Raw genomic sequence first — 15,052 nt, 5'->3', positions numbered from 1 at the left:
AAAACAGGAGAATGCATAGAAGTATGAAAAATGTACTGAAAATTTTTAAAAGAGATCTGAAGCGTCTGCTTCGGAACCGTGCAGCGGTACTTGTAATTGGCGGTGTGTGTCTACTTCCGTCCCTGTACGCATGGTTCAATATCGATGCCAATATGGATCCTTATGGAAATACGAAAGGCATTAAAGTTGCGGTGGCAAACTGTGATGAAGGAGCCAGCATCGCACAGATGACACTGGATGCCGGAGAGACGATCATTGAGAATCTGAAAGAAAATAAGCAGCTTGGATGGACCTTTGTCGATGAAGATGAAGCGAAAGAAGGCGTAAAATCCGGAGAATATTATGCAGCGATCGTTATTCCGGAGGATTTCAGTGATTCATTGCTCAGTATTTTGTCCGGAGATATTAAAAAACCGGAATTAGACTATTATATTAATGAAAAGAAGAATGCTATTGCACCGAAGATCACAGATACCGGAGCAACGACTTTACAGCAGCAGATCAATGATACTTTTTCTTCTGTTGCATCGGAGGTAATTTCGGAAGTAATCAGTTCTTCCGCAGGAAATCTGACGGTAGATGTGGATCAAACCAATTCGGAACTGTTACAGACGATTCAGGACGTGCGTGAGAACCTGTCCGGTTATCAGGGCGTTTTGACAGATTTTCAGGACACCGTAAAGCAGTCTGACAGTCTGATCAACGATACGGTAAAGACACTGGATCAGGTAAAAGATTCTGTAAAATCTGTCTCTGACACATTGAATACCAGCACCGATCTGTTAAAGGAGAGCCGACTGTCAACCAGCTCCTTTGCTACACAGATTTCAAACAGTTTATCGGATGGAGAAAGTTTTGTAAACGATGCCTATATCAATGCGGCAGTAAAATTTGGAAAATTGGAGACACAGGCAGAACAGATTGCAACCTCTGTGTCTGGAAGTATTGATTCTGTAAACGAATTAAATCAGAAAAACAAACAGATTCTGGATGAACTTTCCAAACTGCATGACAGCATCGGTGGAGATTCTCAGATTTCTGCAACGATTGGAGAGCAAATCACAAAACTGCAGCAGCAGAATCAGGAATTTTCACAGCTTTTGGATTCCTTAAACAGCGGAAATTCAGCAATTGCAGACAGCATAAAAAATGCTCAGACAACACGTACCAGTCTGGAACAGATCGCAGAAAACAACAAAAATTCCCTGCGTGATTATAAAAACTCTCTGAGTCAGGACACCCTTCCGAACGTAGATGATTCATTGGATGCGGTGGCTTCCGTCAGTGGTAATTTTTCTGCAATTTTATCCGGAATTACACCAACGGTGGATCAGTTAAAGGCAATGCTGCAGCAACTGCAGACCAGTCTGGATGACAGTGTGAATGCTCTGACCAAGACGGGAGAAGCACTGGAAAAAGTCGACGCGCAGCTTGCATCTACAGCAACCGATGTGCAGGCATTACAGAGTTCTGAAGCATATCAGCAGATTTTGTCTCTGGAAGGCATTGATGCAGAAGCTATTTCGGACTTTATGTCCTCACCGGTTTCCATCACCTCAGAAGTACTGTATGATGTGAAAAATTATGGTTCCGGCATGACACCGTTTTACACCAATCTGGCATTGTGGGTTGGTGGTCTGATCCTGGTTTCTATTTTGAAGCAGGAAGTAGACAAAGATGAAGAAGTGTCCGATTTTTCTTCCACCAGCGCATATTTTGGCAGATGGCTGCTGTTTGTCGTACTGGGACTGATCCAGGGATTTATTGTGTGTCTGGGTGACCTGATCTTGTTGAAAGTACAGTGCGTCCATCCGGTCGTATTTGTCTGCACGGGTGTATTTTGCTCTTTTGTGTATGTCAATATCATTTATGCACTGGCACTGACCTTCAAGCATATTGGAAAAGCACTGGGTGTATTTTTCATCATTTTACAGATACCGGGATCTTCCGGAACCTATCCGATTGAGATGATGCCGGGATTTTTCCAGAAACTCAATCCGTTCCTGCCGTTTACTTATTCGATTCGGGCAATGAGAGAATGTATTGCGGGATATTATGACCATACTTATGTGAAAAATCTGACGGTTCTGTGGGTGTTTGTTGCACTGGCACTGTTTATCGGTCTGGTACTTCGCCCATTGCTGATGAACCTGAATCATTTGTTTGACCGCAGACTGGAAGAAACAGAAATGATGGTAGGCGAGACTGCCACCAGCGAAAAACAACTTCCGCAGGCACAGCTGATGTTGAAAACATTAATGCAGAATGAGGAGACCAAGAAGAAATTCATTGAAAAATCCGGACAGTTCGAACAGCGTTATCCGAAGATGATCAAGATGGGATTTGCCGGAATTATCATCATTCCGCTGGTATTTTTAATCTTATCATTCAGTCTGCAGGCAAAATTTGTATTTCTGATTTTGTGGATCTTATCATTGATCGCACTGGTGGTATATCTGATCTGTGTGGAGTATGTTCATGACAGGATCGTGCGGCAGCTTGAAATGAGCGGCCTGACAGAGAAAGAACTGATGGATATGATAAAGGGGGGGAATGACAAATGAAAAACATCTGGAAAATTTTTCAAAGAGATATGATGCGGATCCGCAAAAATGTCATTGCCCTTGTGGTTATCGTTGGTATCAGCGTGGTTCCGTGTCTGTATGCGTGGTTTAATATTGCGGCAAGCTGGGATCCGTATTCCAATACCGGCAATCTGAAAGTCGCAGTTGCCAGTGTGGATGAGGGATATGAGGGAAGCCTGATTCCACTGGAAATCAATATCGGTGATCAGGTGTTGTCTGCTTTGCGGGAAAATACGCAGATGGAATGGGTATTTACCACAAAAGATAAGGCAACTGCCGGTGTAAAATCCGGAAAATATTACGCAGCGATTGTAATCCCGAAGGATTTCAGTAATAAAATGATGAGCGTTTTTTCTGAAAATGTAGAAAAACCAGAGATTACTTATTATTCCAATGCAAAGGAAAATGCGATCGCACCGAAGGTTACCGATAAAGGAGCCAGTGCGGTGCAGCGTCAGGTAAATCAGGTCTTTATTGAGACAATTTCGGATACTACACTGACTGTATTGCAGGCGGTTTCGAATATGACAGAGGCAAGCGGTGCAGAGACAATCGTAAGTAATCTGAATACAAATCTGAATCGGATCTCCGGAGATTTGAGTGCATCTGCCGGTCTGTTACAGAGTTTTTCTGACATGACAGTATCGGCACAGAATCTGCTGAATTCAACCACTGAGTTTATGCAGAGTGCACAGACACAGTCTCAGGAGAGCAAGCAAACCTTTCAGAAGAGTAAGGATAGCTTTTCAGATATTGACAGTGCACTGGATGCGGCGACTGACAACGTAGAAACGGCTTTAAATGCGACACAGTCTGTATATGATGAGATGAATCAGACAATCACAAAAGCCTTTGAGGCCCAGAGTCAGGATACAGAAACGGTTGCATCCACATTAGACACACTGGCAGCAAAAGTACAGAAGATCATTGATTCTTATCAGTCTGTCCGTGATGCGGTGGCATCAATCTCAGACAGCCATTCGGAACTTGCTTCAGCGGTAGATGCGGTGGTATCCCGTATGGATACTTCGATTAAAGCGCAGCAGGAACTGCATGATAAACTGCAAAATACAGCACAGTCTTTGCGTGATACGACGACAGATATTGCGACGGCGAAGAAAGAATTGCAGGATCTTTTTGCAACGAATGGAACACAGATCGCAGATGCAACAAATGAGTATCAGTCGTCCATGGAGACTTCCTTAAATAAGCTGACGGATGCACTTGACAGTTCAAAAACCAAGATTTCCAGCTTGTTGTCCCAGTTGGAAAAAAGCACCGACGGCATTTATTCTCTGACCGATGCGGCGGATTCGGATCTGACACAGATTCAGAGTGTACTGGCAGATTCCGGAAAACTGCTAAACGATGCAGCAGACAAGATTTCCGATACGACGGCGAAATTGGATGAGATGGAGCAGAGTGGAGATTTCTCAGAACTGGAATCTATTATTTCCGGAGATCGTAGTTCCATCAGTTCCTTCCTGGCAGCACCGGTTTCACTCAAAACACACAAGGTGTATGAGATTGCGAACTATGGTTCCTCCATGGCGCCGTTCTATTCCGTTCTTTCCATCTGGATCGGCGGTATTGTGCTGGTTGCAATGTTGAAAGTCAATGTGTCGGATAAATGCACGGAAGGTTTGGAAAATGTAAAACTGTATCAGGTTTACTTCGGTCGTTTTATCACATTTTTGATCGTAGGTCTGTTCCAGAGTACACTGATCGCATTGGGAGACCTATTATATCTTGGCATTCAGTGTGAGCATCCATTTTTGTTCCTGCTTGCCTGCTGGTTTTCCAGCATCGTATTTGTCAACATTATCTACACCCTGACAGTATCTCTGGGCGATATCGGAAAAGCGGTCAGCGTTATTTTGCTGGTTGTACAGGTTGCGGGAACCGGTGGTACTTTCCCGATTGAGGTTGCACCGAAATTTTTCCAGGCGGTTTATCCGCTGCTTCCGTTTACCCACAGTATGGCGGCACTCCGTGAGACGGTGGGCGGTATGTATGGAATGAATTATTGGATCGACCTTGGAAAACTTGCAATCTTCTTAGTGATTTCCCTGATCGTCGGTCTGGTTCTTCGAAAACCGATCATCAAGTTGAACGATGCGTTTACGGAAAAATTAGAAGAAACAAAATTGATGTAAGGAATCATCAGGAAAATGTAATTGATATTTATAAAAAGAGGCTCTGTCATGTAAGAAAACGTGGCAGAGCTTTTTTAAATGCACAGGAAACGTTGTATTGCAAATAAACCGTAAAATATCTGTATTTTATTTGAAAAACGGTAGGTCGTATGCTATCATCTAAAAATAGAAATTAAAAGAAGCATTAAAAATTAGATTGATATAGATGTTACTTGAAACGTGACAATAAGAATGAGAAGGTGTTTGGGAAACATCTTTTGGGATAGAGAGTTGGGAGATAGATTGTAATGCCAGCAAAAAAAGAATCGGGTATCACACGGAAGGCAATCGGTGTACTGACAGTGTTGCTTGTTATATTTATTCTGATCATGATGCGGTTAGTTTCCGGGATTCAGGGAACTGCCCGTGTGGTTAATTATGCGGGACTGGTGCGTGGAGGGACACAGCGCTGGATCAAGATGGAGATCACCGGCAATCCAAGAGATAAAATGATGGAAGCGGTAGAATCGTACATTGATGGTCTGCAAAACGGAAGTGAAGATCTGGGACTGGTACGCTTAAAAGATGCAAAGTATCAGGCAAAGGTGGAAGAACAAAAAGAATATTTTCAGAAGCTGAAAGAGGAAGTGCAGCATGTCCGGGAGAGTGGGTATTATAATACCAATATTATTGAGGACAGTGAGACTTTTTTCCAGATCTGTGATGATGCCACCGGACTTGCGGAAGCGTATTCTCAGAGGAAAGCATCACAGCTTGATATTCTGGAAAAAGTGGTAACGGTTGATATTCTGGCATTGATTTTTCTGACTGCACTGGAACTGGTGCGGGCGCTTCGCTATGCCGCCCTGAACCGGGAATTGCAGAAAAAAGTGTATCTGGATGAAGCGACCGGAATCCCAAATAAAAATAAATGTGAAGAACTTTTGAGCGCAGCGGAGCCAGTGACGGAAAAAGTGGCATTGTGTGTGTTTGACTTGAATAATCTCCGTGTCATCAATAACAGTCTGGGACACGAAAAAGGAGATGCCTATATCCGCAATTTTGCACAGCTTTTGTATGAGATCGTTCCAAAGGAATATTTTGTCGGCAGAAATGGCGGCGATGAATTTATTGTGCTGTTTTATGACATGGATCATCTGGAAGTGCAGGAGCAGTTAAAACGAATTGAAGAACATGTGGCAGTTTATTCCGCGACACGTGCGGAAATGCCGATCAGTTACGCCGTTGGTTATGCGCTTTCTACGGATTGGGAAGGAAGCACCATGCGGATGCTGTTTGACCGGGCAGACCGCAATATGTATATTCACAAAAATCATATGAAACTGGAGGAATCCCGTGCAGAAAAGCAGATGGACCGTCAGCTATTGCGGAAACTTCGTCTTCCGGGGCATAAGTTTTCGGAATGTATGTATTGTGATGCGAAGCGTGATATGTACCGTATGATCCGAAAAAGTGAGGATTTTATTTTGGCATCCGAGGGAAATTATTCCGGCGCAGTGGAACAGCTGACACTGGAACTGGCAGAATATAAGGATCAGGATACCATTTTGCAGCAGCTTCGGGTGGAAGCACTGGCAAAAAATCTGACCAGTGAGCGTCCGACCAGAGAATTTCAGATTCAATTCCGGGATAAATCGGAGGCAGTCTATGGTCGAATTTTTGTACTGTTTGTGGATGCAGATGAGACCGGAGCGCTGCATCATTTCCTGCTGGCATTTGAGAAGGTGCATAATGCGGTCAATGACATGGCAGATGCACGGTTTCAGCTGCAGCAGTATTATGAGCAGATGAAACAGTCGGTGCTGGAAGATGAGAATTATGTAGATGCGCTGCTTGGAAATGCAGACATTATTTATTCTGTGAATCTGACAGAAGATGTGTTGGAACAGAACTTTTTTAAACCGGGAGAATCAAACAAACTGGAGGATCTTTCAGACCTTGGTATGGAGCTTCCGTGTTCATATGATGCCTACTGTCAGAAATATTGTGAGCGGCTCAGTCAGGAGACACGGGCAGCTTACCGCATGATCGATACATCCGATAAACTGCTGAAACGTTTTGAAAATGGTGAAAATCAGGTCGTGATCGAATATCGGGAAAAAGGAAGCGATGATAACTATTACTGGATACAAAAGACGGTGTTGATGTCAGAAAATCGTATTTACGATGTGGTAAGTGACAGTGAAGTGGATGCCGTGCATGGAATCGTTCTGTTGCGAAATGTGACAGAACTTCATGCGCAGGAGCAAAAGGAAATGGAAGATCTTCGGGTGGCTTATGAGGAAGCAGAAGCTGCAAATCAGGCAAAGACGGCATTCTTAAGCCGGATGAGTCACGATATCCGCACACCGATCAACGGTGTAATGGGAATGCTGGAGATGATCCGTCATAACCGTGAGGATCAGGCAAAAGTGGATGAATGTCTGGAAAAAATAAATGTGTCCGCAGAACATCTGCTGCTTTTGATCAATGATGTGCTGGATATGAGCAAACTGGAGGCAGGTTATATTGAACTGGAGCATGTACCGTTTGTGTTGGATGATGTGCTTCATGTGGTATCCACGCTGGTAGAGACGCAGATCGAGCAGATGAACATTGTATGCCAGTCTGTGCGTGGACCGATGGAGCATACCCGTCTGCTTGGCAGCCCGATACATTTTCGTCAGATTTTATTGAATCTGTTCAGCAATGCGGTAAAATACAACAAACCGGGTGGAAGAATTAACATTTATTCCGAAGAACTGTCTAACGATGGAAATGCGGCATGGTTTTTATTTAAAATATCAGATACCGGTGTGGGCATGAGCAAAGAATTTGTGGAGACACAGTTATTTGAGCCATTTACACAGGAAAAAAATGATGCCAGAACACAGTACCGTGGAACCGGACTAGGTATGGCAATCGTAAAGGAACTGATCGAAGAAATGGGCGGTACGATTTCTGTGGAAAGTACGGTAAATGTGGGATCTACATTTACCGTTAAAATTCCGTTTGAAATTGATCAGACCGAAGTACAGGATGAGATGCCAAAACTGGATCTGAGTAAGAAACTGCTTTCCGGAACAAGGATTTTATTGGCAGAAGATAATGAGTTGAATATGGAAATTGCAGAGTTTATGCTGACAGAACAGGGAGCAAAGGTGTGTAAAGCATGGAACGGAAAGGAAGCGCTGGATGATTTTGCTTCTTCTGAGCCGGGAAGCGTTGACCTGATCCTGATGGATATCATGATGCCTGTTATGGATGGACTGGAAGCAGCAAGGAGAATCCGTGAGTTAGACAGAACAGATGCACAGACGGTTCCAATTGTTGCAATGACAGCAAATGCCTTTTTTGATGATATTGAGATGAGCAAAAAGGCAGGAATGAACGAACATCTGTCTAAACCGTTGAAAATGGAGTCTTTGGTAGAGACAATCTATAAATTGAGACATTCGAATACAAAGGAGCAGTAATAAAAAATCTCATCCTGCAGGAAATTGATCCTGTGGGATGAGATTTTTGCGTACAATCGGAATATTCTGAAAAAATCCGTTTGTATTTATCTCAGTCGAGAAGACTCCCACTTCTGCAAGTGGTGAGTAATAACAAGTCTTTCTCAGTGGGAGTACAATCTCCACTGAGATAAACGCTCCGCGGGGGCGCACATTGTCTGGGAGACAATGGTTTTGCGCCGACCGGACCGAAGTGTAGATGTGCAGTGATTCTGAGAAGAATATGTCAGCTTTCGCTGACCAGAATCACGCACCAAGTCTCACGTGCGTTCGACTTGAATTTTGATAGGATTTACATAGTTTCACAGATATGTCTTGCTACATAGACACCGCTGGCAGATGCATGGGACAGGGAATGTGTCACGCCGCTGCCGTCACCGATGATGTAGAGACCTTTGTGGCAGCTTTCCAGATGCTCATCCAGTTCTACTTCCATGTTGTAGAATTTTACTTCTACGCCGTAGAGCAGGGTGTCATCATTTGCAGTACCCGGTGCGATTTTGTCCAGAGCATAGATCATTTCCATGATGCCGTCCAGGATACGTTTTGGAAGTACCAGACTTAAGTCACCCGGAGTCGCGGAGAGGGTAGGACGAACCAGACCTTCTTCGATACGTTTTACGGTACTACGACGTCCGCGGACTAAATCACCGAAACGCTGTACGATGACACCGCCGCCAAGCATGTTGGACAGTCTTGCAATGCTTTCGCCATATCCGTTACTGTCTTTGAACGGCTCAGAGAAATGTTTTGCAACCAGAAGTGCAAAGTTTGTGTTCTCTGTCTGCTGAGCCGGATCTTCGTAACTGTGTCCGTTTACAGTAACGATACCGTTTGTATTCTCATTTACAACGATTCCATGTGGGTTCATACAGAACGTACGCACGTTATCTTCGAATTTTTCTGTACGGTAAACAATTTTGCTCTCATACAGCTCATCGGTCAGATGAGAGAAGATCACAGCCGGAAGCTCCACGCGGACACCGATATCCACACGGTTGGATTTTGTCGGGATGTTCAGTTCCTTACAAATGCTCTCCATCCATTTACTTCCGATACGACCAACGGAAACGATACATTTGCTGCAGTCGGCAGAAGTATCTCCATAATATACGCGATAATTGTCACCTTCTAAACACTCAACTTTTGTAACCGGTGTCTGGAAGAAGAAATCAACCTGAGTTTTCAGTTCATTATAAATGTTCTCCAGAACAACGTAGTTGATATCGGTTCCAAGGTGACGAACGGATGCATCCAGAAGTTTCAGTTTATTTTGCATGCAGATTTTTTTGAAATGTGTACCAGCGGTAGAGTACAGTTTTGTATCTTCACCGCCGTGTGTCACGTTGATCTCATCCACATAGCGCATCAGATCCAGTGCTTCTTCTTTGCCGATATATTCAAATAAAGTACCGCCAAAGTCGTTTGTGATATTGTATTTTCCATCAGAAAAAGCACCGGCACCGCCGAAACCACTCATGATCGCGCAAGTCGGACATTTGATACAGGATGGAACTTTCTTGCCGTCGATCGGACAGTGGCGTTTCTCTAACGAATAGCCTTCCTCAAAAACGGCAATCTTTAAATCTTTATTCTGGTGGATCAGTTCGTAAGCAGAAAAAATACCGCCAGGACCGGCACCAATGATAATAACGTCATATTTCATAGTTGATATAACCTCCAATAGTAAGACATGAAAAATGCAGTGCAACATTCTACAACAAATACAAGAGTGAAAATAGATTTTCGCTTTGAATTTTATGTAACTGGCACTGCTTATAGTTACTATTTATTCTAGCGCGGAAATTGGTGGTATGTCAATAAAAATCATGGAAAAATTGAAAAATATATTTAGTGAAAGCAGAAACGATGAAAAGGAACTTGTTTAGAAAAGAATGAAAAAATAGAAAGCCAAAAGGCATGTGAAAATAAGTAAAAAAGTTTTCTTCTTGTGTAACAGTACCAAAAGGTAACTACCCTGAATTGTATGGTTTTGACAAAATTCAAAACGATACCAATTTTGCAAAAATGCCTGTTTTCAGGTGATACTTCTTGAACTTTTGTTCAAGAAAGAGAAAACGTTTTATGGTAGTAGATGACCTGCAAGAGAAAGGTTGAGGTAAAAAGTTATGATTTGGTTACAGAATATTTTGATCTCAGTCTGAGTTGAGACTCCCACTTCTGCAAGTGGTGAGTAGTAACAAGTATTTCTCAGTGGGAGTTCAATCTCCGACTGAGATAAATGCTCCGCGAGGGCGCACATTGTCTGGGAGACAATGGTTTTGCGGCAGCAATCGGATACTTCAAGATCCAGCTTGAAAAAGCAGAAGCCCAGAGACAATTCCAGAACTCCGATGCAGTGGAACACCGAAAAAAATGCCGGATTTACGGATGGAGAGCCGTGGATTGCCGTAAATGACAACTACAAAACCATCAATGCAGAGGCTGCAGTCAAAGATCCGGAATCGGTTTTCTTCTATTATAAGAAGTTAGTGCAATTGCGTCACGAAGTGCCGGTGATCACAGACGGCGTATACAAACTTCTGGACGCGGACAATGAAAAGGTATATACTTATCTACGACTACGAAAAAATGAGGATGAGACATTACTGGTGATCTGTAACTTTACAAAAGAAACCATCGATTATCCGGTGGGCGATTTTGTGGAAGCCACACAGGGAACATTGCTCATCTCCAATTATGACGATGCACCGCAGCAGTATGCGGATGCTATCGAATTAAAACCATACGGAGCATATGTATATGAAATTAAATAACAAAATCAAACTTCTGGCACTGGACGTAGATGGAACGCTGTTTGACAATGCGGGACAGATCCCGGAGAAAAATATCCGTGCCATTCAAAAGGCACAGGAAGCTGGTGTGACCGTAGTGGTCGCTTCCGGCAGAGACTATGACGGTGTACCACACGACCAGTTAAAAGAAGTGGCAATGCCATATCTGATCACAACAAACGGAGCTGCTGTTTATCGTACGGCAGACAGAATCTGTCTGGATGAGCATTGTCTTCCGGCAGAAAAATTACTTTCTATTTTTGAATTTATCCTTCAGAGAGAAGTTTATATGACAGTGTTTATCGACGGACATAACTATACCCCGGTTTCGGTGTACGATTATGTGTGGAGACTGGGACTTCCGGAGCACATTGTGAATCATTTCCTGGAAGGACGTCATGAATTACCGGATTTACTTTCCTATGTAAAAAGTGGAAAAGCCAAAATCCAGAAAGTGACACTGAATTTTATCCCGGCAGCAGACGGCACCTTTTTACACCGTGACGAGATATGGAATCTGTTGACAGCCTGCCCGGATATCTGCGTGGTAGACGGTGGTTTCCACAATATTGAGTTCACAGCCGCAAATGTCAACAAGGGGTTGGGACTTCGTTTCATTGCAAAAGAACTTGGCATTTCTATAGAAGAAACAATGGCAGTGGGCGACAGTGGAAACGATGCAGAAATGCTGATGGCAGCAGGACTTGGCGTTGCTATGGGAAATGCATCGAAGGAAATTAAAGCAATATCGGATGTTATTACCCTCACGAATGAAGAATGTGGTGTGGCACATGCTATTGAGAAGTATATCAGATGGGAGATGACTCCCACCTCTATAGGTGGTGAGAAACAAGTTAGTATCAGTGGTGGGAGCCAATCCCCCATCTGATATAGCCTCCGGCAGGATTACAGAGGTGCGCAGTTGAAGTATGTCATGCAATTGCATGACGCGCACCTTGCAACAAGAATGCCGGAGCATTCTTGAATTTGAATACGAATGAATGATAGGTGTTTCAACGGAGTGTATTTTTATAATTAAAACAAAGTGTGGGCATTCCATGATTGATACAAAGATATCGAATGTGTTTTATATCATTGTAAAAAACACAAATGATATTTTCCAGAGTTTTGTTACGAAAAATAGTATATAAAATGAGTAAAATATTGTAGAATAAAGAGGTGGAAGCAATTTCATCTCTTTTTTCTTTTGGGTTATGCAGTTTTTAGTGGAAAATTGCTTTATATTTTATATATAGAAGAAACTGGAGGGACATGGTGAAGCATTGGTGCTGATCATGCATATAAAAGTTTGTTTCCATAATAGTATAAGTGAATGGTAGGAGGACTTGTGATGACGACTGCAGAATTACAGGAACAGGGAGCAATTTATTTTGATAAAATTACAGAGGGTTTCCGGAACTATAAAGATATTAAACTGGTGATGGATGAAAAACGTGCACTGGCGCATTTTAAAAATCTGAAAAAAGAATATGGAAATAATAAGGCATTTGCCGATTTCTATTATTACAGACTGGATCTGGATTCCCGTGAGATGGTGGATGAGGTTCTCACAGATGCAGAAAAGACATATTTGAACCTGATGATGCCGGAAGACTTAGATGAGGATATTGTATTTCCACTTGATGATAAACTTCTGAAAATAATTGTAAAATTGAATGCGGAAGAAATTCTATTTTCTACAATTTATTTTCTGCCGAGTGAAAAAGCAGGCGGAAGAGGACGCACAACATGGTGGGGAAACTATGAGAAGGAGTATATCTGCTTCTGTGACAAGTAAGTCTTGTTTGTGTGTCATATTGTTGGCGGCATGCTTTTTCGGTATTGCCCTGGTGTGGTATTGTAATATTCCCGAAATAGTTCGCAAAAGTAGCTGGTATTGGAAAAGCCACAGGCATATGCTATCTCTGTAATCGTCATGGTCGTGGTTTGAAGAAGAAAAATGGATTTTCCTAAACGATAGTGGATCAGGTATAGCATAGGCGAAGTGGACAGATATTTTTGGAAAAGTGAAGTGCATTTTGTTTTGCAGCAATTTCCGGCAGATGAAATATTTTTCAGCAATATTTTGTTTGCATAATTTTTTTGAACATATCCGATCATTGCAGTCAGAGACATAAGATCGGCAGTGTTTTTATCGTGTCTGGAAAATGATTCATATTTTCATAGAGTAATCTACAGATGTGGGCAAATTTTTCCAGCACGATAAAAGCCTGTATTTTTTCTGAATTACTGTCGTAGAGTATTTCCAGATCATGAAGAATAAGGTTCTGCCATTGAACTGTTGGACTCAATTTTACATAAGGAAAATGAACATTTTGCAATAAGGGATTAAAAAAATACTGGTTAAAATATGTATTCGCAGAAAGAAGTGCCGGAGATAACAGGAGACAGAGGAAGTAACATTCTGTATGTGCACCAGAATAACCATAATGCAGGCAGCGGCTGTTGACAAATAAACCTTCACCTGTTTGCAGAGGGATTTTTTCTCCGTTTACATTGTAGACCATCGTCCCATCTAAAATCAGAATAAACTCCAAGTCGTCATGCCAGTGGCTGACCGCACGAAAATCAGAATAGCTTGAAAGCTGTCTTTTTTTTATATAGGCAGGAAAGTCAGGATGGTTGTAAGCAACGTTTTCAGATGCATCTGAATTTATAATGAGATTTTGACAGGTTTCCATAAAAAAATAAACTCCTTTGCGAACGATTGTTATATAATTATGATTAATTTTGGTATAAAAATCAATTGGAAAAGTTTATTTTTGTATAAAACATCATAAATAAGTGAAAAAACTTTTTCTGGCAGCGTATTGCCGGTAATGTGAAACAGGAGGAGACGGAACATGGATATGAAATTGAGAAGAGACATGCACCTTGCATATGTTGCGGACGAAGCTGTTATGGCAGAACAGATAAAATGCAGAAAGATTTTGCAAAAATTGAATTTTGCAGATCGCTCAGATTTTGCGGGAATTGCAGAGATTGTAAAAGAACTTTTGGGTAAATCAGACGATGCGTGGATCAATCCGCCCTTTTACTGTGATTATGGGTTCAATATTGAGGTAGGAAGAAATTTTTTTGCCAATTATAATTGTACGATCATAGATGTTGCAAAAGTAAAAATTGGAGATTATTGTTTTATGGCTCCGAATGTTGCGATTTATACGGCAGGACATCCAGTTTATCCGGATACGCGAAATTCTGCTTTTGAATATGGAAAAGAAGTTATTATCGGTGACAATGTCTGGCTGGGAGGCAATACAGTGGTGTGTCCTGGTGTTCATATAGGGAATAATGTAGTCATCGGAGCAGGAAGTGTTGTTACAAAAGATATTCCTGACTGGTCAGTGGCAGCAGGCAACCCATGTCGCGTCATTCGAAAGATAACAGAACGTGATAAGAGAAAATTGTTTCGGGATGGGGAAATTGATGATGAGGCGTGGAAAATGATAGGGGGGAGATAAATGCAGAATACATGCAATCCATTTGCAGTTACTGCTGTCCAAGTACCGGAAGATACTTATATTATTACGGAAAACGTAGATGAAATTGTGGAAAAGACAGGATGTTCTGGGACATTTGTGTAGAAGTGGAAGGGATGATCCAACAGGTTCAGCAAAAGAAAATTTTAATTGCAATTGACGATGTATCAAAATCTCCGCAAATGGTAAAGTTTATTTCTGAATATGGAAGATGGTTGAGAGCAGGTTATCCCGTGTATTTCATGTGTGCAGGTTCTTATGAAAATATGCATGAGTTGAGCAGTGTTAAAAATCTGACGTTTTATCGAAGGGCGGCAACACTAAATACAGAACCATTAAATGTGGTAAGAATGACTGAGTTGTATAGACGTAAACTGCAAATCGATAGCATTCCGGCGCGCGAGATGGCAAAAGTTACAAAGGGACACGCGTATGGTGGAGCAACACTAGCGAAAATAAAAATTGCGCAAATAATTGGCACAATTCACACAATAGCGGTAAAAACTGCAAGATGACCTA

The 15,052-nt window shown here is 42.1% G+C and carries 12 protein-coding genes; 9 read left to right on the top strand and 3 right to left on the bottom strand.

Annotation, left to right across the window (positions count from 1 at the left end):
- Positions 1–23 precede the first annotated feature (23 nt).
- From DXB15_RS14670 to DXB15_RS14660, 3 genes are all read left to right on the top strand, one after another.
- A complete protein-coding gene (locus DXB15_RS14670; protein WP_243115663.1) occupies positions 24–2,564 on the top strand; it encodes a YhgE/Pip domain-containing protein in 2,541 nt (846 codons plus the stop codon).
- Positions 2,561–4,741: a YhgE/Pip domain-containing protein gene (locus DXB15_RS14665; protein ID WP_118703358.1), complete on the top strand. Its 2,181-nt coding sequence runs from the start codon at positions 2,561–2,563 to the stop codon at positions 4,739–4,741. The genes DXB15_RS14670 and DXB15_RS14665 overlap by 4 nt, the downstream gene beginning before the upstream one ends.
- 287 nt (positions 4,742–5,028) lie before the next feature.
- On the top strand, positions 5,029–8,196 hold the full coding sequence (locus DXB15_RS14660; RefSeq protein ID WP_118703357.1) for an ATP-binding protein: 3,168 nt from the start codon (positions 5,029–5,031) through the stop codon (positions 8,194–8,196).
- A gap of 331 nt (positions 8,197–8,527) precedes the next feature.
- Here DXB15_RS14660 and DXB15_RS14650 read toward each other — a convergent pair whose 3' ends face one another.
- Positions 8,528–9,901, bottom strand: a complete 1,374-nt coding sequence (locus DXB15_RS14650) for an NAD(P)/FAD-dependent oxidoreductase (RefSeq protein ID WP_118703355.1) — start codon at positions 9,899–9,901, stop codon at positions 8,528–8,530.
- A gap of 616 nt (positions 9,902–10,517) precedes the next feature.
- Between DXB15_RS14650 and DXB15_RS14645 the strand changes: the two genes are divergently transcribed.
- The 3 genes from DXB15_RS14645 to DXB15_RS14635 all read left to right on the top strand — a co-directional run bounded on the left by DXB15_RS14645 (position 10,518) and on the right by DXB15_RS14635 (position 12,828).
- Complete coding sequence (locus DXB15_RS14645; protein WP_243115662.1) at positions 10,518–11,012, top strand: alpha-amylase family glycosyl hydrolase; 495 nt, start codon at positions 10,518–10,520, stop codon at positions 11,010–11,012.
- A complete protein-coding gene (locus DXB15_RS14640) occupies positions 10,999–11,919 on the top strand; it encodes a Cof-type HAD-IIB family hydrolase (RefSeq protein WP_158582280.1) in 921 nt (306 codons plus the stop codon). The genes DXB15_RS14645 and DXB15_RS14640 overlap by 14 nt, the downstream gene beginning before the upstream one ends.
- 462 nt (positions 11,920–12,381) lie before the next feature.
- Positions 12,382–12,828 carry a hypothetical protein gene (locus DXB15_RS14635; protein WP_109216728.1) on the top strand — a complete coding sequence of 149 codons (447 nt, stop codon included), beginning with the start codon at positions 12,382–12,384 and terminating at the stop codon, positions 12,826–12,828.
- A 14-nt stretch (positions 12,829–12,842) separates the two neighbouring features.
- On the opposite strand, the gene DXB15_RS17905 is transcribed toward DXB15_RS14635, so the two are convergent.
- Positions 12,843–13,151 (bottom strand): helix-turn-helix transcriptional regulator, encoded by a 309-nt coding sequence (locus tag DXB15_RS17905; RefSeq protein ID WP_431733527.1) that lies wholly within the window; start codon positions 13,149–13,151, stop codon positions 12,843–12,845.
- 5 nt (positions 13,152–13,156) lie between these two features.
- Complete coding sequence (locus DXB15_RS14625) at positions 13,157–13,732, bottom strand: cupin domain-containing protein (protein ID WP_118703351.1); 576 nt, start codon at positions 13,730–13,732, stop codon at positions 13,157–13,159.
- Positions 13,733–13,894: 162 nt separating this feature from the next.
- Between DXB15_RS14625 and DXB15_RS14620 the strand changes: the two genes are divergently transcribed.
- The 3 genes from DXB15_RS14620 to DXB15_RS14615 are packed head-to-tail and all read left to right on the top strand — an operon-like array spanning position 13,895 to position 15,048.
- Entirely contained in the window at positions 13,895–14,515 is a 621-nt protein-coding gene (locus DXB15_RS14620; RefSeq protein WP_109216726.1) for a sugar O-acetyltransferase, read from the top strand.
- Positions 14,516–14,638 carry a hypothetical protein gene (locus tag DXB15_RS17450; RefSeq protein ID WP_256385924.1) on the top strand — a complete coding sequence of 41 codons (123 nt, stop codon included), beginning with the start codon at positions 14,516–14,518 and terminating at the stop codon, positions 14,636–14,638.
- Positions 14,617–15,048 (top strand): hypothetical protein, encoded by a 432-nt coding sequence (locus DXB15_RS14615; protein ID WP_243115661.1) that lies wholly within the window; start codon positions 14,617–14,619, stop codon positions 15,046–15,048. The genes DXB15_RS17450 and DXB15_RS14615 overlap by 22 nt, the downstream gene beginning before the upstream one ends.
- Positions 15,049–15,052 lie beyond the last annotated feature (4 nt).

Source organism: Roseburia sp. OM02-15 (genome assembly GCF_003481835.1).
GTDB lineage: Bacteria > Bacillota > Clostridia > Lachnospirales > Lachnospiraceae > Eubacterium_I > Eubacterium_I ramulus_A.
Note: the sequence above shows the minus strand (reverse complement) of the source record. Positions and strands in the feature narration are given on the sequence as shown.

Excerpts from the sequence above, each read along its gene's own strand:
- DXB15_RS14615 (WP_243115661.1), top strand. The coding sequence starts at position 14,617 with ATGTTCTGGGACATTTGTGTAGAAGTGGAAGGGATGATCCAACAGGTT.
- DXB15_RS14665 (WP_118703358.1), top strand. The coding sequence starts at position 2,561 with ATGAAAAACATCTGGAAAATTTTTCAAAGAGATATGATGCGGATCCGC.
- DXB15_RS14660 (WP_118703357.1), top strand. The coding sequence starts at position 5,029 with ATGCCAGCAAAAAAAGAATCGGGTATCACACGGAAGGCAATCGGTGTA.
- DXB15_RS14625 (WP_118703351.1), bottom strand. The coding sequence starts at position 13,732 with ATGGAAACCTGTCAAAATCTCATTATAAATTCAGATGCATCTGAAAAC.
- DXB15_RS17905 (WP_431733527.1), bottom strand. The coding sequence starts at position 13,151 with ATGATCGGATATGTTCAAAAAAATTATGCAAACAAAATATTGCTGAAA.
- DXB15_RS14620 (WP_109216726.1), top strand. The coding sequence starts at position 13,895 with ATGGATATGAAATTGAGAAGAGACATGCACCTTGCATATGTTGCGGAC.
- DXB15_RS14635 (WP_109216728.1), top strand. The coding sequence starts at position 12,382 with ATGACGACTGCAGAATTACAGGAACAGGGAGCAATTTATTTTGATAAA.
- DXB15_RS14650 (WP_118703355.1), bottom strand. The coding sequence starts at position 9,901 with ATGAAATATGACGTTATTATCATTGGTGCCGGTCCTGGCGGTATTTTT.
- DXB15_RS17450 (WP_256385924.1), top strand. The coding sequence starts at position 14,516 with ATGCAGAATACATGCAATCCATTTGCAGTTACTGCTGTCCAAGTACCG.
- DXB15_RS14640 (WP_158582280.1), top strand. The coding sequence starts at position 10,999 with ATGAAATTAAATAACAAAATCAAACTTCTGGCACTGGACGTAGATGGA.
- DXB15_RS14670 (WP_243115663.1), top strand. The coding sequence starts at position 24 with ATGAAAAATGTACTGAAAATTTTTAAAAGAGATCTGAAGCGTCTGCTT.